General features: G+C 66.5%; 16 protein-coding genes. 12 read left to right on the forward strand and 4 right to left on the reverse strand.

Annotated features, from left to right (window positions below; all coding sequences use genetic code 11):
* Nucleotides 1-122 precede the first annotated feature (122 nt).
* The 3 genes from FHT98_RS18665 (at nt 123) to FHT98_RS18675 (ending at nt 5492) form a co-directional block, all read left to right on the forward strand.
* The gene (locus FHT98_RS18665) at nt 123-1910 is read left to right on the forward strand and encodes an acyl-CoA dehydrogenase C-terminal domain-containing protein (protein WP_091855941.1); all 1788 of its coding nucleotides are present in this window, start codon (nt 123-125) and stop codon (nt 1908-1910) included.
* Nucleotides 1911-2058: 148 nt separating this feature from the next.
* Entirely contained in the window at nt 2059-3267 is a 1209-nt protein-coding gene (locus FHT98_RS18670) for an acetyl-CoA C-acetyltransferase (protein WP_091855940.1), read from the forward strand.
* Nucleotides 3268-3290: 23 nt separating this feature from the next.
* Nucleotides 3291-5492 carry a 3-hydroxyacyl-CoA dehydrogenase NAD-binding domain-containing protein gene (locus tag FHT98_RS18675; RefSeq protein ID WP_142114891.1) on the forward strand — a complete coding sequence of 734 codons (2202 nt, stop codon included), beginning with the start codon at nt 3291-3293 and terminating at the stop codon, nt 5490-5492.
* A 10-nt stretch (nt 5493-5502) separates the two neighbouring features.
* On the opposite strand, the gene FHT98_RS18680 is transcribed toward FHT98_RS18675, so the two are convergent.
* Nucleotides 5503-6405: a LysR family transcriptional regulator gene (locus tag FHT98_RS18680; protein WP_061964979.1), complete on the reverse strand. Its 903-nt coding sequence runs from the start codon at nt 6403-6405 to the stop codon at nt 5503-5505.
* A gap of 116 nt (nt 6406-6521) precedes the next feature.
* On the opposite strand from FHT98_RS18680, the gene FHT98_RS18685 reads away from it, so the two are divergent.
* Both FHT98_RS18685 and FHT98_RS18690 read left to right on the forward strand, forming a co-directional pair.
* Complete coding sequence (locus tag FHT98_RS18685; protein ID WP_142114892.1) at nt 6522-7295, forward strand: SDR family oxidoreductase; 774 nt, start codon at nt 6522-6524, stop codon at nt 7293-7295.
* Between the two features lie 81 nt (nt 7296-7376).
* Complete coding sequence (locus FHT98_RS18690) at nt 7377-7871, forward strand: peptide deformylase (protein WP_142114893.1); 495 nt, start codon at nt 7377-7379, stop codon at nt 7869-7871.
* A 12-nt stretch (nt 7872-7883) separates the two neighbouring features.
* On the opposite strand, the gene FHT98_RS18695 is transcribed toward FHT98_RS18690, so the two are convergent.
* The gene (locus tag FHT98_RS18695) at nt 7884-8987 is read right to left on the reverse strand and encodes a serine hydrolase domain-containing protein (RefSeq protein WP_142114894.1); all 1104 of its coding nucleotides are present in this window, start codon (nt 8985-8987) and stop codon (nt 7884-7886) included.
* Nucleotides 8988-9015: 28 nt separating this feature from the next.
* The gene (aptA, locus tag FHT98_RS18700; RefSeq protein ID WP_061964973.1) at nt 9016-10356 is read right to left on the reverse strand and encodes an omega-aminotransferase AptA; all 1341 of its coding nucleotides are present in this window, start codon (nt 10354-10356) and stop codon (nt 9016-9018) included.
* Between the two features lie 180 nt (nt 10357-10536).
* Between aptA and FHT98_RS18705 the strand changes: the two genes are divergently transcribed.
* The 3 genes from FHT98_RS18705 (at nt 10537) to FHT98_RS18715 (ending at nt 14913) form a co-directional block, all read left to right on the forward strand.
* Nucleotides 10537-12297 (forward strand): tetratricopeptide repeat protein, encoded by a 1761-nt coding sequence (locus FHT98_RS18705; protein ID WP_142114895.1) that lies wholly within the window; start codon nt 10537-10539, stop codon nt 12295-12297.
* 134 nt (nt 12298-12431) lie between these two features.
* Nucleotides 12432-13928 carry an EAL domain-containing protein gene (locus tag FHT98_RS18710; protein WP_142114896.1) on the forward strand — a complete coding sequence of 499 codons (1497 nt, stop codon included), beginning with the start codon at nt 12432-12434 and terminating at the stop codon, nt 13926-13928.
* A 115-nt stretch (nt 13929-14043) separates the two neighbouring features.
* On the forward strand, nt 14044-14913 hold the full coding sequence (locus FHT98_RS18715; protein WP_248309252.1) for a TIGR01459 family HAD-type hydrolase: 870 nt from the start codon (nt 14044-14046) through the stop codon (nt 14911-14913).
* Between the two features lie 124 nt (nt 14914-15037).
* Here FHT98_RS18715 and FHT98_RS18720 read toward each other — a convergent pair whose 3' ends face one another.
* Nucleotides 15038-15424, reverse strand: coding sequence for a response regulator (locus FHT98_RS18720; RefSeq protein WP_061964967.1), 387 nt, complete (start codon nt 15422-15424; stop codon nt 15038-15040).
* Between the two features lie 227 nt (nt 15425-15651).
* Between FHT98_RS18720 and FHT98_RS18725 the strand changes: the two genes are divergently transcribed.
* From FHT98_RS18725 to lspA, 4 genes are all read left to right on the forward strand, one after another.
* Nucleotides 15652-16107, forward strand: a complete 456-nt coding sequence (locus FHT98_RS18725) for a MaoC family dehydratase (protein ID WP_244511894.1) — start codon at nt 15652-15654, stop codon at nt 16105-16107.
* A 101-nt stretch (nt 16108-16208) separates the two neighbouring features.
* Complete coding sequence (locus FHT98_RS18730; protein ID WP_142114897.1) at nt 16209-17192, forward strand: bifunctional riboflavin kinase/FAD synthetase; 984 nt, start codon at nt 16209-16211, stop codon at nt 17190-17192.
* A 206-nt stretch (nt 17193-17398) separates the two neighbouring features.
* Nucleotides 17399-20413, forward strand: coding sequence for an isoleucine--tRNA ligase (ileS, locus tag FHT98_RS18735; RefSeq protein WP_142114898.1), 3015 nt, complete (start codon nt 17399-17401; stop codon nt 20411-20413).
* Nucleotides 20413-20895 (forward strand): signal peptidase II, encoded by a 483-nt coding sequence (gene lspA, locus FHT98_RS18740; RefSeq protein ID WP_142114899.1) that lies wholly within the window; start codon nt 20413-20415, stop codon nt 20893-20895. The genes ileS and lspA overlap by 1 nt, the downstream gene beginning before the upstream one ends.
* Nucleotides 20896-20957: the final 62 nt, after the last annotated feature.

Here is a 20957-nt window from a genome sequence, read left to right on the forward strand (position 1 = left end):
CCATCCCGCGAGCGACAAATCGCGACGCTGCAGTTGCAACTTCGGCTAGATTGTTTATATATGAACTATCTTGCTGCGGCGACAGGAACCAGGCGCCGCCTTGCGACGAGAGGGAGGATCCGATGCCGGTCTACAAGGCACCCGTCGACGACACGCTTTTCCTGCTCAACGACGTCTTCGCCATCGAGCGCTACAACAACCTGCCGGGCTTCGCCGACGCGTCCTCCGACGTGATCGAAGCCGTGCTCGGCGAGGGCGCGAAGCTCTGCGAGGAAGTCCTCCAGCCGATCAACCATTCCGGCGACCAGGAGGGCTGCACCCGCCATCCTGACGGCCGCGTCACCACGCCGAAGGGTTTCAAGGCGGCCTATGAGGCCTATGCCGGCGGCGGCTGGATCGGCTTGGCCATGGACCCGGAATATGGCGGCCAGGGCCTGCCCTATACGCTCGGCGCGGTGATGAACGAATACGCCTCGGCCGCGAACATGGCCTTCGCCATGTATCCGGGCCTGACCATGGGCGCGATCGCCGCGCTCTATGTCCATGGCTCCGACGAGATCAAGCGCACCTATCTGCCGAAGATGATCGACGGCACCTGGTCGGGCACCATGAACCTGACCGAGCCGCATTGCGGCACCGACCTCGGCCTGCTCAAGACCAAGGCCGTGCCGAACGGCGACGGCTCCTACGCCATCACCGGCACCAAGATCTTCATCTCGGCCGGCGAGCAGGACATCACCGGGAACATCATCCATCTTGTGCTGGCCCGCATCGAGGGCGCGCCGGCCGGCGTGAAGGGCATTTCGCTCTTCGTCGTGCCGCGCAACAAGTTGGGCGAAGACGGCTCGGTCGGCGCCAATAACGGCGTGTCCTGCGGCTCGATCGAGCACAAGATGGGCATTCACGGCAACGCGACCTGCGTCATGAACTATGACGGCGCGCAGGGCTGGCTGGTCGGGACCGAGAACAAGGGCCTCAATGCCATGTTCGTGATGATGAACGAGGCCCGCCTCGGCGTCGCGATCCAGGGGCTCGCCCAGTCCGAGGTCGCCTACCAGAACGCCGTCGCCTATGCGAAGGAGCGCCTGCAGGGCCGTGCGCTCACCGGCGCCAAGGAGCCCGCCAAGCCGGCGGACCCGATCATCGTCCATCCCGACGTGCGCCGCACGCTGATGTCGATCAAGGCCTTCAATGAGGCGGCGCGCGCCTTCGTGCTCTGGAACGCGCTGAAATCCGACATCGCCCATCGTTCCGGCGACGCGGCCGAGCGCCAGGCGGCCGATGACCAGCTCGGCTTGATGACTCCGGTGCTCAAGGGCGTGCTCACCGATATCGGCTTCGACAATGCGGTGAAGGCGCAGCAGATGTTCGGCGGCCACGGCTACATCGCCGAGACCGGCGTCGAGCAGTTCGTCCGGGATGCCCGCATCGCCATGATCTACGAGGGCGCCAACGGCGTGCAGGCGATGGATCTCGTCGGCCGCAAGCTCGGCCGCGACGGTGGCCGCGGCATCATGGCCTTCTTCAACGAAGTCGGCGCCTTCCTCAAGGAGAATGCCGAGGACGAGGCGCTGAAGCCCTTGCTGGGGCCGCTCCAGGTTTCGCTCGGCCACCTCCAGCAGGCGGCGATGTGGTTCATGAACAACGCGCTCGCCAAGCCCGACAATGCCGGCGCCGGCGCAAACGACTTCATGCATCTGCTGGGTCTGGTCTCGCTCGGCTACATGTGGGTGAAGATGGCCAAGGCCGCGCAGGAGAAGCTCAAGGCCGGTGCCGACGAACGGATGAGCGCCAAGCTCGTCACGGCCCGCTTCTTCATGGAGCGCACCTTGCCGGAAACCGGCGCCCATCTGGCGCGTATCACCTCCGGCGCCGACACGACGATGGCGCTGAGCGCCGAGCAGTTCTGACGCGCAGAGCACTTAACGTCATGCCCGGGCTGGACCCGGGCATCTCTTGATGAGTTCGCTGGATGAGAAGATGGTCGGGTCAAGCCCGACCATGGCGTTCAGCAGGAAAACAAGCCGCCGGGTCGCGGCAGGCCAGGGAGCTCCCTCGATGGCAGACGCATTCATCTACGACCACGTCCGCACCCCGCGCGGCAAGGGCAAGGCCGACGGCTCGCTTCATGAAGTCACGGCGATCGAGCTCGGCACCCAGGCGCTGCGGGCCATCAAGGACCGCAACAATCTCGATCCGCTTCTCGTCGAGGACGTGGTGATGGGCTGCGTCGATCCGGTCGGCGAGGCCGGCGCCGATATCGCCCGCACGGTCGCACTCAAGGCCGGCTACGGCAAGGAAGTGCCGGGCGTGCAGATCAACCGCTTCTGCGCCTCGGGCCTCGATGCGGTGAACCTCGCCGCAGCGCAGGTCATGTCCGGCCAGAAGGAGATGGCGATCGGCGGCGGCGTCGAATCGATGTCGCGCATCGGCATGGGCGCTTCCGGCTTCGGCATCGCGGTCGATCCATCAGTCGCCATCGACACTTATTTCATGCCGCAGGGCGTCTCCGCCGACCTGATCGCGACCAAATACGGCTTCTCGCGCGACGACGTCGACGCCTTCGCCGTGCGCTCGCACCAGCGCGCCGCAAAGGCCTGGAGTGAAGGCCGCTTCAAAAACTCGGTGATCCCCGTCACCGACGTCAACGGCCTCGTCATCCTCGATCGCGACGAGACGATCCGGCCGGGCACCGACATGCAGACGCTCGCAGCGCTCAAGGCCTCTTTCGTCCAGATGGGCGAGATGGGTGGCTTCGATGCGGTCGCCACCGCCGCGCATCCGGATGTCGAGTTCATCAACCACGTCCATCATGCCGGCAATTCTTCCGGCATCGTCGATGGCGCGGCTGCCGTGCTCGTCGGTTCGAAGAAGGCCGGCAAGGCCGCGGGTTTGAAGCCCCGCGCCCGCATCAAGGCTTTCGCCACGGTCGGTTCCGATCTGGCGCTGATGCTGACCGGCCCGGTCGACGTTACCGAGCTCGTGCTGAAAAAGGCCGGCATGTCCAAGAAGGACATCGACCTCTTCGAGCTGAACGAGGCCTTTTCCTCCGTCGTGCTGCGCTACCAGCAGGCGCTCGACATCGATGACGAGGTCCTGAACGTCAATGGCGGCGCCATCGCCATGGGCCATCCGCTCGGCGCAACCGGGGCGATGGTGCTCGGCACCGTGCTCGACGAGCTGGAGCGGCAGGACAAGCAGACCGCGCTGGTGACGCTCTGCGTCGCCGTCGGCATGGGCGTCGCCACCATCATCGAGCGCGTCTGAGCGGAAGGGCAGGGAGAGAGATCATGAACCTCACCAATTTCCGCTTCGAGACCGATGCCGACGGCATCACTGTGGCAACCTGGGACATGCCGGGTCGCTCGATGAACGTCATCACTCCCGAGGTGATGGAAGAGCTGAACCAGATCGTCGACAAGGTCGCGGGCGACGAAGCCATCAAGGGCTGCGTCATCACCTCCGGCAAGGAGAGCTTCTCCGGTGGCGCCGACCTCACCATGCTCCAGGGCCTGCGCGATCTCTATGTGAAGCTCGCCAAGGAGAAGGGCGAGGCGGTCGCGATGCAGAGCTTCTTCGACGAGAGCCGCAAGCTCTCGCTGCTCTACCGCAAGCTCGAGACCTGCGGGAAGCCCTTCGCCGCCGCGATCCATGGCGTCTGCCTTGGCGGTGCCTTCGAGCTCTCGCTCTCCTGTCAGTACCGCGTCGTCTCGGACGATGCCTCGACCCGCGTCGGCCTGCCCGAGATCAAGGTCGGTCTTTTCCCCGGCGCCGGCGGCACGCAGCGCGTGGCACGCCTGATGCAGACCGGCGACGCGCTCCAGATGATGTTCAAGGGCGAGCAGGTGAAGGCGTTGCCGGCACGCAACTCCGGCCTCGTCCATGCTGTCGTGCCGCGCGCCGACATCGTCCAGAACGCCAAGGACTGGCTCAAGGCCAATCCGCAGGCGACCGCACCTTGGGACCAGAAGGGTTTCAAGCTGCCTTCCAACAAGGTGCATTCGCCGGCCGGCATGCAGATCTGGCCACCGGCCAACGCGATCTATCGCCGCGAGACCAACGACAACTATCCGGCCGCTCGCGCCATCCTCTCGGCGGTCTACGAGGGGCTGCAGCTCCCGATCGATCTCGGCCTCAAGGTCGAGAGCCGCTACTTCGCCAAGATCCTGCGGACGAAGGAGGCGGCCTCGATGATCCGCTCGCTCTTCGTCTCGATGCAGGAGCTGAACAAGGGCGCGCGGCGCCCGGCCGATGTGCCGCCGTCCAAGCTCAAGAAGGTCGGCGTCATCGGTGCGGGCTTCATGGGCGCCGGCATCGCCTATGTCACCGCGCAGGCGGGCCTTGAGGTCGTGCTGGTCGATCGCGACATCGAGGCGGCCGAGAAGGGCAAGACCTATTCGCACAAGCTGGTCTCCGACCAGATCATGAAGGGCCGTGCCAAGACCGCCGATCGCGACGCGCTGCTCGGCCGCATCAAGGCCTCGGCCGATTATGCCGATCTCAAGGGCTGCGACCTGATCGTCGAGGCTGTGTTCGAGGACCCGAAGGTCAAGGCCGAGGTCATCGCCAGGGTCGAGGCCGTGGTCGGCCCGCGCACGATCTTTGGCTCCAACACCTCGACGCTGCCGATCACGGGCCTCGCCCAGACCAGCCAGCGCCCGAAGAACTTCATCGGCATCCATTTCTTCTCGCCGGTCGAGAAGATGCTGCTGGTCGAGGTCATCATGGCCAAGAAGACCGGCAAGAAGGCGCTTGCCATGGCCCTGGACTATGTCCGCGCCATCAAGAAGACGCCGATTGTCGTCAACGACACCCGCGGCTTCTACGCCAATCGCTGCGTCGGCAACTATATCCGCGAAGGCCATCTGATGCTGATGGAAGGCGTGCCACCGGCGATGATCGAGGCAGCCGGCAAGCAGGCCGGCATGCCGGTCGGGCCGCTCTCGCTCAATGACGAGGTCGCGGTCGATCTCGCCTACAAGGTGCTGAAGGCGACCAAAGCCCAGCTCGGCGAAGGCGCGGTCGATCCGGCGCAGGAGAAGCTGCTCGCCGACATGGTCGAGAAGCATGGCCGTCTCGGCCGCAAGAACAAGAAGGGCTTCTACGACTACCCGGAAGGCGGCCCGAAGCGGCTCTGGCCGGGGCTGGCCGATCTCGTCGGCAAACGTCTCGATCCCGAGAGCGTCGACATGGAAGAGCTGAAGCACCGCCTCCTGGTGACGCAGGCGCTGGAAGCCGCCAAGACCTATGAGGAGGGTGTCGTCACCGATCCGCGCGAGGCAGATGTCGGCTCGATCATCGGCTTCGGCTTCGCGCCTTACTCGGGCGGCACGCTGTCCTATATCGACAATATGGGCGCGGCCGCCTTCGTGAAGCTCTGCGAGAAGCTGGCCAAGAACCATGGCGAGCGCTTCAAGCCGAACCGTCTCCTGAAGCGCATGGCCAAGACCGGCGAGAGCTTCTACGGCGCGGCCGAGAAGAAAGTGGCCTGAGCCTCCCGGTTCAAGCAGCCAGCCGCGTGCGCAGCAGCGCCACGAGCCAGTCCGCGAAGACCTGCAGCCGGCGCGACAGGTGCCGGCGGTGGGGATAGAGCAATGTCATCGGCATCGCCGCTGCGTGGTGCCGTGGCATGACCTCGACGAGCTCGCCCGCCGCGAGATGCTCGGCCACGTCATAGGCCGGGATCTGGATCAGGCCGAGCCCGGCAAGGCAGCAGGCGATATAGGCCTCCGCGCTGTTGACGGTGACGCGACCGGGCAGGGCGCGGCCGTGAAGCGTTCCGTCCTCCAGCCATTCCCAGGGCTCGATCCGCCCCGTCGTCGGCGAAGCGTAGTTGACCGCCCTGTGCCCGTCGAGCTCGCCGGGATGCGTCGGCACGCCATGCGCTGCGAGATAGCCGGGGCTGGCGACATTGATCAGCGGCAATTCCCCGACCGAACGGGCGATCAATCCTGAATCGTTCAGGGGGCCGACACGCAGCACGCAGTCGATGCCGTCCTCGATCAGGTTCGCTGCCCGGTCGGTGACACTGAGATCGATATCGATCTCGGGATAGCGGGCGAGGAAGTCGGGCAGGGCCGGCGCGATGATCAGGCGCCCGATCCGGCCTGGCACGTCGATCCTGAGCCGCCCGGCGGGGCTCGCGGTGCTATGGCGGAACAGTGCCTCGGTTTCCTCGACATCGGCGACGAGCCGCGCGCAATGCTCATAGAAGGCCGCGCCGTCCGGCGTCGCCGAGACTCTCCGCGTCGTGCGATGCAGCAGTCTTGTGCCGATCCGCTGCTCCAGTGCTGCGACCGCCGCCGAGACCGAGGACCGCGGCAGCCCGAGCGCCTTGGCGGCCTGGGTGAAGCTCTCGCATTCGACGACGCGGGCATAGATGCGGAAGAGGTCGATGCGGTCCAAATCGGCGCTCCGTATTGTTCGCAATTCCTGACCAGTGATGTCCTGATCAAAATCTTTATAGCCGATTTTGGGACGGTATCTTGTGGCCATCGATTGCGAGTGAACAGGAGCATGGGATGGCCGATCACGGCATCAAGGGTAAGACGGTTCTGATCGCCGGCGGCGCCAAGAATCTCGGCGGTCTGCTGGCGAAGGACCTCGCCGCGCAGGGCGCGAAAGCCGTCGCCATCCACTACAACAGCACGTCGGCCAAGGCCGAGGCCGAGAAGACCCTCGCGGCGATCAAGGCAGCCGGTGCGGAAGCCTATGCGTTTCAGGCCGACCTGACCTCGGCGGCTGCGATGGAGAAGCTCTTCACTGACGCCAAGGCGGCGATGGGTTCGATCGACATCGCCGTGAACACGGTCGGCAAGGTCCTGAAGAAGCCGATGGTCGAAATCAGCGAGGCCGAGTTCGACGAGATGAGCGCGGTCAACTCCAAGACGGCGTTCTTCTTCCTCAAGGAGGCCGGCAAGCAGGTCGGCGACAACGGCAAGGTCTGCACGCTGGTGACCTCGCTGCTCGGCGCCTTCACGCCGTTCTATGCGAGCTATGCCGGCACCAAGGCGCCGGTCGAGCACTACACCCGCGCAGCCTCGAAGGAATTCGGTGCCCGCGGCATCTCGGTCACCGCGATCGGGCCGGGGCCGATGGACACGCCGTTCTTCTATCCGGCGGAAGGCGCCGATGCGGTCGCCTACCACAAGACGGCCGCCGCGCTCTCACCCTTTTCAAAGACGGGCCTGACCGACATCCAGGATATCGTCCCCTGGATCCGCTTCCTGGTCTCGGACGGCTGGTGGATGACGGGGCAAACCATTCTCGTGAATGGTGGCTACACGACGAAGTGAAGATGTCCCTGCTGGGGTCAGGACCCGCGATCCGCTAGGGAAGCGGGGCCTGAACCGGGATAGCGAAGACCGAGCCTACGCATGCCTCCACGCCCGATCCTGAGTTTCCCCGATCCGCGCCTGCGCGTGGCGGCGGCACCCGTCACGCGCTTCGATGCCGATCTACGTGAACTGGCGGCCGATCTGCTCGATACGATGCGCGCGGCGCCCGGCATCGGCATCACCGCGCCGCATGTCGGCGTGTCCCAGCGATTGGTGGTGCTGGAGCTGACGCCCGGCGACGTCCGGACCTATGCCAATCCGGTGCTGGACGGGGTCTCACGCGAGACCATCCGCCATGTCGAGGGCAGCGTCTCGATGCCCGGCGTGACCGACGAACTCGAACGCCATGCCCATGTCCGGGTGCGCTATCACGATCTCGACGGGGTGGAGCAGAGCGAGGACGCGGACGGCCTGCTGGCCGTCTGCCATCAGCACGAGATCGACCAGCTCGACGGCATCTTCTGGATCGACCGCCTGTCGCGACTCAAGCGCGACAGGCTGATCGCGCGCTACAACAAGTTGCGGCGCGTCTGAACGGCGCGCCGCCTATTGAGCGAGGCTGCCGAAGACGAATTCGCTCGCCACGCGAAGCGGCAGCCGCGAATTGCCGGGGAGGTTGTAGTTCCCGGCCGTGACGGCAATGACGATCTGCTGTTTGGGCGCGACGATGAGGCGCTGCCCGCCATTGCCTTCGGCGCCGTACCAGGGATCGCCGGCGCGGTCGCGGCCGAGATACCACTGATAGCCGTAGCCGAGCCCGTCCTGCCGCTGCATGCGCTGGGTGAGCGCCTGTTCCACCCAATCGGCCGGTATGATCTGCCGCCCGCCATAATTGCCCTTGTCCAGCAGGAGTTGCCCGATCGCGGCAAGATCGCGTGGACGCAGGCGCAGGCCCGATGCCGCGGCTTCCTCGCCGTTCATGCCGTTCGTCCAGGCGAAATGCCCGATCCCCAGCGGCCCGAACAGGCGGCTCGAAGCATACGTGCCGAGGCGCTGGCCGGAACCCCTGGCGACGAGATGGCCCAGCAGGGCCGTAGCACCGCCGCTATAGGTCCAGGCCTCGCCGGGCGGGCGGGTGATCGGCTGCTCCAGGATGAAGCGATAGCGATCGGCTGCCCGCTCCATCGCGATCTCGCTGTTGCGCGGGTCGGTATAGGGCAGGCTCTCGTCCCAGGCGAGGCCCATGCTCATGGTCAGGACATGCTCGATCTTGATGCGCTGCCGGTCCGCATCGGCAGCAAGATCGCGATAATCCGGGAAGCTCGCCAGCACCGGAGCGTCCGGTTTCGGGACCAGGCCTTCGCCGAGCGCGATGCCGTAGATCAGGCCGACGATGCTCTTCGACACGGAACGGAGGTCGTGGAGCTCGTCGGCATTGAAGGCGACGGTACCGCGGCTGTCGCCCCAGATTTCGTCCGCGCCGCTGAAATAGTGCTCCATCGCGATCTTGCCGTGCCGGAGCACGACAAGGCCATGGAGCCCTTTCAGTTCGCCGTCTGCGAAGGCCTTCTCAAGGCGTTCGCTCGCATCGGGTTTGAAACCCGCCTCGGTGAGAGACTGGGATTGCCATTGGCGAGCCGGCGCTTGCGCCGCGGCCGGGCGCGCCACAAGGGCTGCGCTCGCCGCGGTGAGAAAAGTGCGCCGATCCATCTCAATCAGCTCCCTGTCGAACGCTGCTTCAGTTCGCAACCGCCCGGATCACCCGGCGCAGCTTCCCGATCAGCTCGTCAACCTGGCTCTCCGTGATGATCAGCGGCGGCGAGAAGGCGATCGTATCGGCGGCCGTCCGCACCATCAGCCCTTCCTCGCGGAAGAGACGGTCCATCGCTTCGAAGGCCCGCTTGCCGACGCCGTCGGCGCGGGGCGCAAGGTCGACGGCGCCGACGATGCCGAGCGTGCGGATGTCGACGACGTTCGGTTCGCCCTTCAGGCTCATCACCGCATCGGCCCAGGCGCCTTCCATCGCGCGCGCCCGTTCGAACAGGCCTTCGTCGCGGTAGATGTCGAGCGACGCCAGGCAGGCGGCCGCCGCCAGCGGATGGCCCGAATAGGTGTAGCCGTGGAACAGCTCGATGACGTTGTCCGGGCCGCCCATGAAGGCGTCGTAGATATGCTTGCGCACGATCACGCCGCCCATCGGCACGGTGCCGGAGGTCACGCCCTTGGCGAAGGTGATCATGTCGGGGATCACGCCGTAGCGCTCGGCGGCGAAGGCGAAGCCCAGTCGCCCGAAGCCGGTGATGACCTCGTCGAAGATCAAGAGAATGTTGTGCTTGTCGCAGATCTCGCGCAGGCGCTTGAGATAGCCCTTCGGCGGCGGCAGGGCGCCGGTCGAGCCGGCCATCGGCTCGACGATCACGGCGGCGATGGTCGAGGCGTCGTGCAGCGCGACGATGCGTTCCAGATCATCGGCGAAATGCGCGCCGTATTCCGGCTCGCCCTTGCTGAAGGCCTGCTTCTCGCGGTCATAGGTATGGGCGAGATGGTCGACGCCGGTGAGCAGCGAGCCGAAGAACTTGCGGTTGTTCGACATGCCGCCGACCGAGATGCCGCCGAAGCCGACGCCGTGATAGCCGCGCTCGCGGCCGATCAGGCGGGTCTTGGCGGCTTTGCCGGAGATGTTCCAGTAGGCGAGCGCGATCTTGAGCGCCGAATCGCCTGCTTCAGAGCCGGAGCCGGCGAAGAAGACATGGTCGAGATCGCCCGGCGCCAGTGCCGCGATGCGGGCGGCGGCGGCGAAGACCTTCGGGTGGCCGTACTGGAAGGAGGGGGCGTAGTCGAGGTCGCGCGCCTGGGCCTGGATCGCCTGGATGATCGGCTCGCGGGCATGGCCGGCATTGCAGCACCACAGGCCGGCGGTGCCGTCCATGACCGGCTTGTTGTCGGGCGTGTAGTAGAACATGCCCTCGGCCCGCGCGACCATGCGCGGGTTCTTCTTGAACGACCGGTTGGCCGTGAACGGCATCCAGTAGGCTTCGAGGTCGTTCGGTGCGGCGATGGCGGAGGATGCTGACGTCATTCGAGGACCCCTGTGGATTAACCTTGGTTAAAGCTAGCAGGAGCCAGCGGCCTGTAAATCGCCATCATGGCGCCCCAAGGCTGCGTCCGGCGGATGACGGCTCGAAGCCGGCTGCGGGTGACGTTAGGTCGCCAATGGCGTAAGCTCCCCTGGTGGGGGCGACAAACTGAACGGACCCCGATGACGGAAGGCGCAGATGATCCTGGACGGCTGGATGTCCGAGCCGCGGCGATCATTCGCGCGGGTCTCGACCGCGTCCTCGTCTCCGACACCTTCCGCGCCGCTCCCCAGCTTTCGGCGTTTCTGAGCTTCATCGTCGAGCGTACGGTCGAAGGGCGCGCAGCCGAGCTGAAAGGCTACACGATCGCGGTCGAGGGCCTTGGCCGGCCAGCGGACTTCAATCCGCAGATCGATCCGATCGTCCGCGTCGAGGCCGGGCGGCTGAGGCGGTCGCTGGCGCAATATTATGCCGGGGACGGCCGCGATGACCCCGTGCAGATTTCGATGCCGGTGGGCGGCTATGTCCCGGTCTTCACCTGGTTCGGCGGCGAGGGGAGCCGGGTTGCAGCCGACGGATTCGAAGATGCGCCCGAGCCGGATCGCCGCACGGCCCGCCGCTGGGCCGGCCTGACCCTCGCCGCGCTTGCGCTCGGCCTGCTCGCGCTCGGCTGGTGGTATCTGGCGCCGCCGCGCGGATCGGTCGTATCCGAAGCCTCGAAATCGGCTGCGGTCGGGCAGGCCGTCGACGCGCTGCCCGAGGCGGCAGCGGCGCCTCGCCTCGTGCGTGTCGCGATCACGATTCCCAATCCGCCTTCCGATCCCCGGCTCGCCGATATCCTGCGCCGCTTCTCGGCGCTGCTCGTCGATGCGATGGCGCGCTTCGACGATCTCGTGACGATCAAGACGCCGTCGCCTGGCTCCGCCCTTTCGGATGAGATCGACTATGTGTTCGAGATGGACGCGCAGGGCGTCAATGGCGGGGCCGAGGGACTTGGCCGCCTGCGCTTCGTCCGGGACGGGCGCATCGTCTGGACGACCTCGTCGAACCGCCTCTCGCTCGCGGCGCTGCAGGAAAGCGATCTGGCCGAGATGGCGCGGCGGCTGGCGACGCGGCTGACAGAGCCCTTCGGCATCATTCTGGCCGATGCGCGCCAGTTCTCGCCGTCTCCCGCCATCCGCTGCATCCTGAAGGCCTTCGACGCGCGCCGCGCCATGCTGCCCGAGATGCACCAGGCTGCCAGGCTCTGCCTGGCCCAGCTGGTCGAGCAGGACCCGGGTTTCTATCCGGCCTGGGCCCATCTCGCGATCATGACGCTCGGCGAACGCGGCCTGGCTCCGGCCTCGCCGGGCACGGACCCGCAGGATGACACAGGCGATGCGCGATCTCCGCTCGACCGCTCTCTCGCGGCGGCGCTGACGGCGATCCGCCTCGCCCCGTCCGGAGCGCGGGCCTATCAGGCGATGATGAAGGTGCTGCTGCTGCGCGGCGCCACCGAAGAGGCGATCCAGATGGGTCGCGAGGCACAGACCCGCAACCCCTATGATCCGGAGATCCTGGCTGACATGGGGGCGCTCTACGTGCGGCTCGATCGCTCGCCCGAAGGGTTGCCGCTGCTGGAACGCGCGACCGCGCTCAGCGTCGCCCGTCCGCCGCGATATGATTTCTATGCATTCCTGGGCGCTTACCTGATCGGCGCCGGGAAAGCGTCGGAGAGCCATGCCGGGATGCTGGTCGCGGACACGAGCCAGCTCAGCCTGCTCGGCCAGGCGCTCAAGGCCGCTGCCGACAACGACCCGGAGAAACAGGCGAAGGCGCTCGCCCAGTTGGCCGAGAAATCCCCGCTTTTCGCGCAGAGCCCCCGCGCTTTTCTCGAAAGGCGGGCATTTTCCCGGTCGGTGATCGACAGGATTCTGACCGCGCTCGGGCTGAACAAACCATAAGTCAGGAGCGGCAAGCCCGGCTGTGGCGGAAATGAGGCGGATCGCTCGCTTAACCTCGCCGAGAAGGTTAATCTGCGCTCTGAGGCCGTGATTCGGTCCCCAATCCGATTCCTCGACGTGGCGCGAACGCTGCCGTGGCACTTGCCCGCCTGAAAGCCCTGCACCCTCTTGCTGGCGCCGTGACCGGCCTGTCGGCCGGCGCTGCCGTCGCGATCCTGCTGCCGGGCGGGCTCGGTGCGGCGCTGGGCCTTCTGGCTTCCGGAGCCGGCTTCATGCTGGCGATGCGAGCCTTCGAGCGGCGCGGCCTTGCCCGGCACGAACAGGCCATGGCGGGGCTTGGCGAGGTCAAGGTCCGTCTCGCCACCAACGCCATCCGCCTCGATGCCCTGTCGCAACGCGTCGAGCAGATGCCGATGCGCGATGCCGATGCCGCACCGGCACGGGCCGCGATCCATGAATTGACCGCCGAGGTCGGGCTGCTCGGCGACTTGATCCATCAGGTGGCGACGACGCTCGCCGATCACGAGAACGTCTTGGCGCGCCTGCCGGACCCTGTCGCCGCTGCGGCTGCCGCGCCAGTGCCCGAGGTGGTGCTCGACCCGGAAGCAATGCGCCGGGAACGAGCCGAGAAGCTTGCTGCCGGACGGACCGCCGCCGCTGCTGCGGCGCGCGAGGAGGCCGAGGCCGAACGGGCCGCCCTGATCGGCAAGGCTCTGGGAGAGGGCCGGCTCGAGATCCATCTGCAGCCGATCGTCTCCCTGCCGCAGCGCCGGACCTGCGGCTACGAGGCGCTGGCGCGCCTGCGGCTCGACGAGAACACGCTGCTGCTGCCCCATGAGTTCATCGAGACCGTCGAAGCGCGCGGCTTCGGGCCGACGCTGGACGCGCTTGTCCTGACGCGGGCGCTGGCGATCGCTCGCCATCTCGGCTCGAAGGACGGGAGCATCTTTGTCTCCTGCAATTTCAGCAACGCGACCTGGACGTCGTCGCGGGCACTGGCCACCCTGACCCGCATCCTCGACAAATACCGCGAGCATACAGGCCATCTCGTCATCGAGATGCCGCAGGCGGTCTTCCGCGAGCTCGACCCGACCAGCCTCGGCCTGCTCGGCGCGATGTCGGCGAACGGGGTTCGTTTCGCGCTCGATCAACTCGCGGACCTGCGCCTCGACCCGCGCGCCCTGTTCGATCGGGGCATCCGCTATGTGAAGGCGCCGGCTGCGCTGCTCCTGGCGCATGTCGAAGGCCGGATCCAGAGCGACATCGCGGCCGGCGACCTCGCCGCCTTGCTGGCCCGCGTCGCGATCACCCTCGTCGCAGACCAGGTCGAGGACAATCCCGCCGCCGCCGGCATGATCGAGCTTGGCGCCACGATGGGGCAGGGTCTGGCCTTTTCGCCGCCGCGTCCGGTCAAGCCCGAGGTTTTCGCCGAGCCGGAGCCCAGGCCTGTGGCGCCGCCTGCTCCCGCGCCTGCCGAGGCCGAGCGCCCCCCGCCGCAGAGCATTGCCGAGCGCCTGTTGGGCCAGGACAAGGGTTCGCCGGCACCGCTGCCTTTCCCTGGCGCCGCTGCACAGGAAGCGCCGCCGGAGCGGCTGCCCTTCCGGGCCGTGCTGCGCCGCGCCAGCGCCTGACGCGCGGCCGCCCGCCGCGGTCTCCGGTTCCGCTTCCGGCGAATCCCGTCTAGATCAGGCCTTGTCGAGGGGCGAAGCTCGCCTTTCATTGATGCAGCCGCCGGAGATCGAGACAGTGTCGCCATCGGGGATCGCTTCCACCCTTCCGCTTTCGGGCTTTTCCGAGGTCGCGGATCGTTTCGATCTCTGCCTGTGCGACGTCTGGGGCGTGGTCCATAACGGCGTCGCCGCCTATCGGGATGCGGTCGCGGCGTTGATGCGGATGCGCGAGCGCGGTATCAGCGTCGTCCTCGTCACCAATGCGCCGCGGCCGGCCGAGGTCATCGTCGGTCAGCTCGACAATTTCGCCGTGCCGCGCGAGGCCTGGGATGCCATCGTTACCTCCGGCGATGTCTGCCGCTCGCTGATCCGCGAGCGGGCGGGCGAGCCGATGTTCCGCCTCGGCCCCGATCGGGATCTGCCGCTGGTCGCCGGGCTCGACGTGCGCGAGACCGGGCCGAATGAGGCGGCCTATGTGCTCTGCACCGGCCTGTTCGACGACGAGAACGACACGGCGGCAACCTATGCCGACCTGCTTGCCGGTTTCGCCGCGCGCGGCCTGCCGCTGATCTGCGCCAATCCCGATCTCGTGGTCGAGCGCGGCGGGCGCATCATTCCCTGCGCCGGCTCGGTCGCGCTGGCCTATGAGGAGATCGGTGGACGGGTGGTCTATGCCGGCAAGCCGCATCGGCCGATCTACGAGGCGGCGGTGGCTGCCGCCGAAAAGGCGCGGGGAAGCGCGATCGCCCGCGACAGGATCTGCGCCGTGGGCGATGCGATCCGCACCGACATCGCCGGCGCCGACGCCTTCGGCGCAGCCGGCATCATGGTGCTGGCCGGCATCCACGCCCAGGATCTGATGGAAGCGTCATGGGATGAGCGTCACGGCTGGTTCGGCCGGCAGACGCATCGTCCGGCCTATGCGATGCCGCATCTGGTCTGGTGAGATTGAGGCCGCTCCTCCGTCATTGCGAGGAGCGAAGCGACGAAGCAATCCAGGAGGGCTGGGCTGGGCGTCTTAACCCTGTCCCCCTGGATTGCTTCGCTGTGCTCGCAATGACGGGCGCGCGTCAGGCGGCGACGCAGACCGATTCGATCTTGGTCTTCAGCGTCTGCGCGTTGAACGGCTTGACGATGTAGTTGCTGACGCCGGCCTTCTTCGCCGCGACGACGTTCTCGGTCTTCGATTCGGCGGTGACGATGATGAACGGCGTTTCCGACAGCGCGGTCTCCTCGCGGACTTTCTGGAGCAGCTCGAAGCCGCTCATCGGCTCCATGTTCCAGTCGGAGATCACAAGGCCGTATTTCTTGTCGCGCATCTTCGAGATCGCGGCCGAGCCGTCCGAGGCATCGTCGACATTTTCGAAGCCGAGCTGCTTCAGCAGGTTGCGGATGATGCGGACCATCGTCTGGTAATCGTCGACGACGAGGATCGGCATGGACGGGTCGAGAGCCATTGCGATGCTCCAGGCATGACGGTCGCGGTGCCGGGACATACCAGCGCCGTGCCGCTCGTCCGAGTTGATAGCCGCAGCGCCTTGCGAACCGGTTAATTCGATGCCGAAGTGACGCAAGGGCAGAAGCGTGCGCCGCACCAAAGTTTAATTGCGTTGATGCTGCAGTTGCGAGATGCTTGGCCGGATCGCAGACAGGAGGGCGCAGGTCCGCGGGCCGCGCGTGATCCATGACCGTTCAGCCGATGCCCGGCGGGCTCTACACCGTCCACGCCTTCGAGGATCTGGCCATCGGCCAGAGCGAAAGCCTGATGCGGACCGTGATGGAGCGGGACGTCGCGCTCTTCGCCGAATTGTCCGGCGATGCCAATCCGATCCATCTCTGCGACCATTTCGCCGCCAACACCAAGTTCGGCCAGCGCATCGCCCATGGCATGCTGACCGCGAGCCTGATCTCCGCCTTGCTCGGCACGCGTTTGCCGGGGCCGGGTGCGGTCTATCTCTCGCAGACGCTGACCTTCCTGGCGCCGGTCAAGATCGGCGACGTGGTCACGGCCCGCGTCGAGGTCGTCGAACTCGTGGCAGAGCGCCGCCGGGCACGCTTCTTCTGCGAATGCCTCGTCGACGGCAAGGCCGTGATGGAAGGCGAGGCCTGGGTCGCGATGCCGCCGAAGCCGCGAGCCTGAGATCTTCCGTCCGCGCGCGGTCTTGACGCCCCGCCGGCCTTCGCCGCAAAGACGGTCATCGCCCGCGTTTCAGGGCAGGTGGACGTGGACGTTCCCGATTGATGCCATTCCAAGCCGATGCGCCTGACCGCCCCGAGCCGACGGCCGTGGTCCTTGACCTCGACAAGCCCACTCCCGAAGCCTTCCGCGGTGCCGTCCTGGCTCTGGGCAATTTCGACGGCGTCCATCGCGGCCATGCCGAGCTTTCCCGTGTCGCCGGCGCCATGGCGCAGGATCTCGGCACGAAGCCGGCCGCCTTCACCTTCGAGCCGCATCCGCGCAGCGTCTTTCGCCCGGAAGAGCCGGTCTTCCGGTTGACCTCGCCGCAGCTCAAGCTCGAAGGGCTGACGCAGGCGGGCTTTGCCCAGGTCTTCGTCCTGCCCTTCGACCGCGACATCGCGGCGATTCCTGCCGAAAGCTTCATCGACGACCTGCTTGTCGGTCGGCTCGGCGCCGCCGGCCTCGTCTGCGGCTACGATTTCCATTTCGGCAAAGGCCGCACCGGATCGCCCGAGATGTTGCAGGCCCATGGCCTCGCCGCCGGCATTCCGGTTGCGGTCGTGCCACCCTATTCCTGGCAGGGCGAGCCGGTTTCCTCGACGCTGATCCGCACGGCGCTGGAAGCCGGCGACGTCGCGCGCGCCGCGGAATTCCTCGGCCGGCCCTGGCTGGTGCGTGGGCTCATTGCCCATGGCGACAAGCGCGGGCGCGAGCTCGGCTATCCCACCGCCAACATGCAGCTCGCCCGCGATTGCCGGCTGCGCCACGGCATCTATGCGGTCCGGATGAAGATCGACGGCGTCTGGCATGACGGCGTCGCGAGCTTCGGCCGCCGCCCGACCTTCGACGACGGCGCGCCGCGGCTGGAAACCTTCGTCTTCGATTTCTCCGGCGATCTCTATGGCGAGCGCGTCGATGTCGCCTTCGTCGACTGGCTGCGCGGCGAGGAGAAGTTCGACACGCTGGAAGCCCTGATCGTGCAAATGGACGCCGACAGCGCCCGTGCGCGCGACATTCTGGCGAATACGCCGCCCTTCCTTCCTTGAGCGCTGCCTGCTAGAAGCCCTCCATGCTCGCCAATCGCGCCTTGTCGATCGATCTTTCCCGGCGAATTACGGGCCCGGCTGCCGCCTCGCGCTAGATTAGGCGCGGGCGCTTGCGCAGTCCGGGTTGAAGACCGCTTTTCCCGTTTCAAGAGTGGACGCCCGAGGCCCATCGACCGGCCTGACGTCCCGACTGCCCGAGCCGGATGATGACCGACAAGACCAATACTGCCAAAGCCGCCGAGATCGCTGCCGACGGCGTCGATTATTCCCAGACGCTGTTCCTGCCGCAGACCGAGTTCCCGATGCGCGCCGGCCTGCCGCAGCGCGAGCCGGAGCTGCTCGCCCGCTGGGCGAAGATGGATCTCTACCGCAAGCTGCGCGAAGCCGGGCAGGGGCGGGACCGTTTCGTCCTGCATGACGGCCCTCCCTATGCCAACGGCAACATCCATATCGGCCACGCGCTGAACAAGGTGCTGAAGGACCTCGTCACGCGCTCGCAGCAGATGCTCGGCTACGATTCCAACTACGTGCCGGGCTGGGACTGCCACGGCCTGCCGATCGAGTGGAAGATCGAGGAGCAGTATCGCGCCAAGGGCCTGAACAAGGACGACGTCCCGGTCGTCGAGTTCCGCAAGGAATGCCGGTCCTTCGCCGAGCACTGGGTCGATGTCCAGCGCGAGGAATTCAAGCGCCTCGGCGTCGAGGGCGACTGGGCCAACCCCTATCTGACCATGGCTTATCCGGCCGAGGCGCAGATTGCCCGCGAGATCATGAAATTCGCCGAGACCGGCCAGCTCTATCGCGGCTCCAAGCCGGTGATGTGGTCGGTGGTCGAGAAGACCGCGCTGGCCGAGGCCGAGGTCGAGTACGAGGAGCATGTCAGCGACACGATCTATGTGCCGTTCCCGGTGTTGAACGGCCCGGCCGCGCTCGCGGGTGCTGGTGTCGTGATCTGGACGACCACGCCCTGGACGATCCCGGGCAACCGCGCGATCTCGTTCCATAACAAGGTCGCCTATGGCCTCTACAAGGTCACGGCTGCGCCCGAGAACAACTGGGCGAAGACCGGCGCGACCTATATTCTCGCCAAGAATCTCGCCGAGAGCGTCTTCAAGGCGGCCAAGGTCGAAGCCTTCGAGCTCGTCGCGGATGTCACGGCCGATGATCTGGCCACGCTGACCACCGCCCATCCGCTGCGCGGCCGCGGCTACGACTTCGTCGTTCCGCTGCTCGACGGCGACCATGTCACCGATGATGCCGGTACCGGCTTCGTCCACACCGCGCCCAGCCACGGTCGCGAGGACTTCGACGTCTGGATGGCCAATGGCCGTCAGCTCACCGAGCGCGGCATCGAGACCCGCATCCCCTACACCGTCGATGCCGATGGCCGTTTCACCAAGGAAGCGCCGGGCTTCGAGGGCGCGCAGGTCATCACCGACAAGGGCGACAAGGGCAACGCCAACGACGTCGTCATCAAGGCGCTGGTCGAGGCCGGCAACATCATCGCGCGCGGCCGCCTGAAGCATCAGTACCCGCATAGCTGGCGCTCGAAGAAGCCGGTGATCTTCCGCAACACGCCGCAATGGTTCATCGCCATGGACAAGCCGATCGGCGAGGCCGGCGCGCCGGATGCCGCCGATCCGCAGCCGGTCGCGGGCGGCAACACCGACACGCTGCGCAACCGCGCGCTCAAGGCGATCAAGGAGACCGAATGGGTTCCCGCCGCCGGCGAGAACCGCATCACCGGCATGATCGCCAACCGGCCGGACTGGGTCGTCTCGCGCCAGCGTGCCTGGGGCGTGCCGATCACCGTCTTCGTCGAGAAGGAAACCAAGGCGATCCTTGTCGATGCCAAGGTCAACGCGGCGATCGCCGAGGCCTTCGAGGCGGAAGGAGCCGACGCCTGGTTCACCGATCTGGACGGCGCCCGCTTCCTCAAGCCCTTCGGCTACGATCCGGCGCAGTACGAGCGCGTCACCGACGTGCTCGACGTCTGGTTCGATTCCGGCTCGACCCATGCCTTCACCCTGGAGAAGCGCGCCGATCTGCGCGCCCGTCGCCGCGGCGATGGTGGCAAGGATCGCGTGATGTATCTCGAAGGCTCGGACCAGCATCGCGGCTGGTTCCATTCGAGCCTGCTCGAGAGCTGCGGCACCCGCGGCCGGGCGCCCTACGACATCGTCCTGACCCATGGCTTCTGCCTGGACGAGAAGGGCGAGAAGATGTCGAAGTCGAAGGGCAACGTCACCGCCCCGCAGGACATCATCAAGGACTCGGGCGCCGACATCCTGCGCCTCTGGGTCGCGGCGGCCGACTATTCCGACGACCTGCGCATCGGCAAGGAGATCCTCAAGACCTTCGTCGAGACCTATCGCAAGCTGCGCAACACCATGCGCTGGATGCTCGGCACGCTCGCGCATTTCAGCGAGGATGTCCGCGTCTCCGAGCCGCAGACCATGCCGGAGCTCGAGCGGCTGATGCTGCACCGGCTGGCCGAACTCGGCCCGCAGGTGGAGGAAGCCTATCGCACCTACGACTACAAGAAGGTCGTGTTCCTGCTCTCGCAGTTCATGAACACCGAGCTCTCAGCCTTCTATTTCGACGTGCGCAAGGACGCACTCTATTGCGATCCGCTGTCGAGCCATGTCCGCAAGAGCGCGCTGACCGTTGTCGACCATCTCTTCCGGTGTCTCACAACCTGGCTCGCGCCGATTCTGGTCTTCACCGCCGAGGAAGCCTGGCTCGACCGCTATCCCGACCAGAAGGCGGGCGAGGGTTCGGTCCATCTCGAGCGCTTCGTCGCGGCACAGGCCGGCTGGCTCGATCCCGAATTGGCCGAACGGTGGTCGAAGATCCGGCGCGTGCGTCGCGTCGTCACCGGCGCGCTCGAGCTTGAGCGCGCGGCCAAGCGCCTCGGCTCCTCGCTGGAAGCAGCGCCGCAGGTCTTCGTCTCCGACAGCGATCTTTACGCGGCCCTGTCGGGCGCCGATCTCGCCGAGATCAGCATCACCTCCGGCATCCGCGTCGAGAGCGGGGAGGGGCCGGCCGAGGCCTTCCGCCTCGCCGATGTGCCGGGCGTCGCGGTCGTGCCGCATCGCGCGGCCGGCATCAAATGCGCCCGCTCCTGGAAGTATTTCGATCCGGCGAAGGCCGACAAGGCTTATCCCCAGGTAACGCCGCGCGATGCCAAGGCGCTCAAGGAGCTGGGAGTGCGCGCCTGATGACCTCCGCCCGCCGTCTTGGCCTACTGACGGTGCTGATCGTCTTCATCGCCGATCAGCTCCTGAAATGCTGGCTGCTCTATGGCGTCGGGCTGGCCGAGAACGGGCCGTACGATCTCGCCTCCTTCCTGACGATCGTGCTGGCCTGGAATCGCGGCATCTCTTATGGGCTGTTCCAGCAGGGCACCGATCTCGGCCGCTGGTTCCTCGTCGTCATCTCCTTCGTCGCGGCCGTCTGGCTCTGGCGCTGGATGTGGCGCGAGCCGCGGCGCTTTTCCGTGTTCAGCCTGGCGCTGATCATCGGCGGAGCGCTTGGAAACGGGGTCGATCGCGCGGTCTATGGCGCGGTCGTCGACTTCGTGCATTTCCATTGGGGCAGTTTCAGCTGGTATATCTTCAACATCGCCGATGTCGCGATCGTTGTCGGGGTGCTCGGTCTGCTGTATGAGTCCTTCCGCCCGAGCACAGAAAAAACAGCTTAACGACGGTTTCGCCATTGTTTTGCCGTTCGTCTGGGTTTCAGACATGGCGGGATTGTCCGAAG

The sequence above is a fragment of the Allobosea sp. AK1 genome, assembly GCF_006714945.1.
Taxonomy (GTDB): domain Bacteria; phylum Pseudomonadota; class Alphaproteobacteria; order Rhizobiales; family Beijerinckiaceae; genus Allobosea; species Allobosea robiniae.

Coding starts and splice junctions, on each gene's coding strand:
- aptA (WP_061964973.1), bottom strand. CDS start 10,356: ATGACGTCAGCATCCTCCGCCATCGCCGCACCGAACGACCTCGAAGCC.
- FHT98_RS18705 (WP_142114895.1), top strand. CDS start 10,537: ATGACGGAAGGCGCAGATGATCCTGGACGGCTGGATGTCCGAGCCGCG.
- FHT98_RS18725 (WP_244511894.1), top strand. CDS start 15,652: ATGACCGTTCAGCCGATGCCCGGCGGGCTCTACACCGTCCACGCCTTC.
- FHT98_RS18720 (WP_061964967.1), bottom strand. CDS start 15,424: ATGGCTCTCGACCCGTCCATGCCGATCCTCGTCGTCGACGATTACCAG.
- FHT98_RS18665 (WP_091855941.1), top strand. CDS start 123: ATGCCGGTCTACAAGGCACCCGTCGACGACACGCTTTTCCTGCTCAAC.
- FHT98_RS18670 (WP_091855940.1), top strand. CDS start 2,059: ATGGCAGACGCATTCATCTACGACCACGTCCGCACCCCGCGCGGCAAG.
- FHT98_RS18695 (WP_142114894.1), bottom strand. CDS start 8,987: ATGGATCGGCGCACTTTTCTCACCGCGGCGAGCGCAGCCCTTGTGGCG.
- FHT98_RS18685 (WP_142114892.1), top strand. CDS start 6,522: ATGGCCGATCACGGCATCAAGGGTAAGACGGTTCTGATCGCCGGCGGC.
- FHT98_RS18675 (WP_142114891.1), top strand. CDS start 3,291: ATGAACCTCACCAATTTCCGCTTCGAGACCGATGCCGACGGCATCACT.
- lspA (WP_142114899.1), top strand. CDS start 20,413: ATGACCTCCGCCCGCCGTCTTGGCCTACTGACGGTGCTGATCGTCTTC.
- FHT98_RS18730 (WP_142114897.1), top strand. CDS start 16,209: ATGCCATTCCAAGCCGATGCGCCTGACCGCCCCGAGCCGACGGCCGTG.
- FHT98_RS18690 (WP_142114893.1), top strand. CDS start 7,377: ATGCCTCCACGCCCGATCCTGAGTTTCCCCGATCCGCGCCTGCGCGTG.
- ileS (WP_142114898.1), top strand. CDS start 17,399: ATGACCGACAAGACCAATACTGCCAAAGCCGCCGAGATCGCTGCCGAC.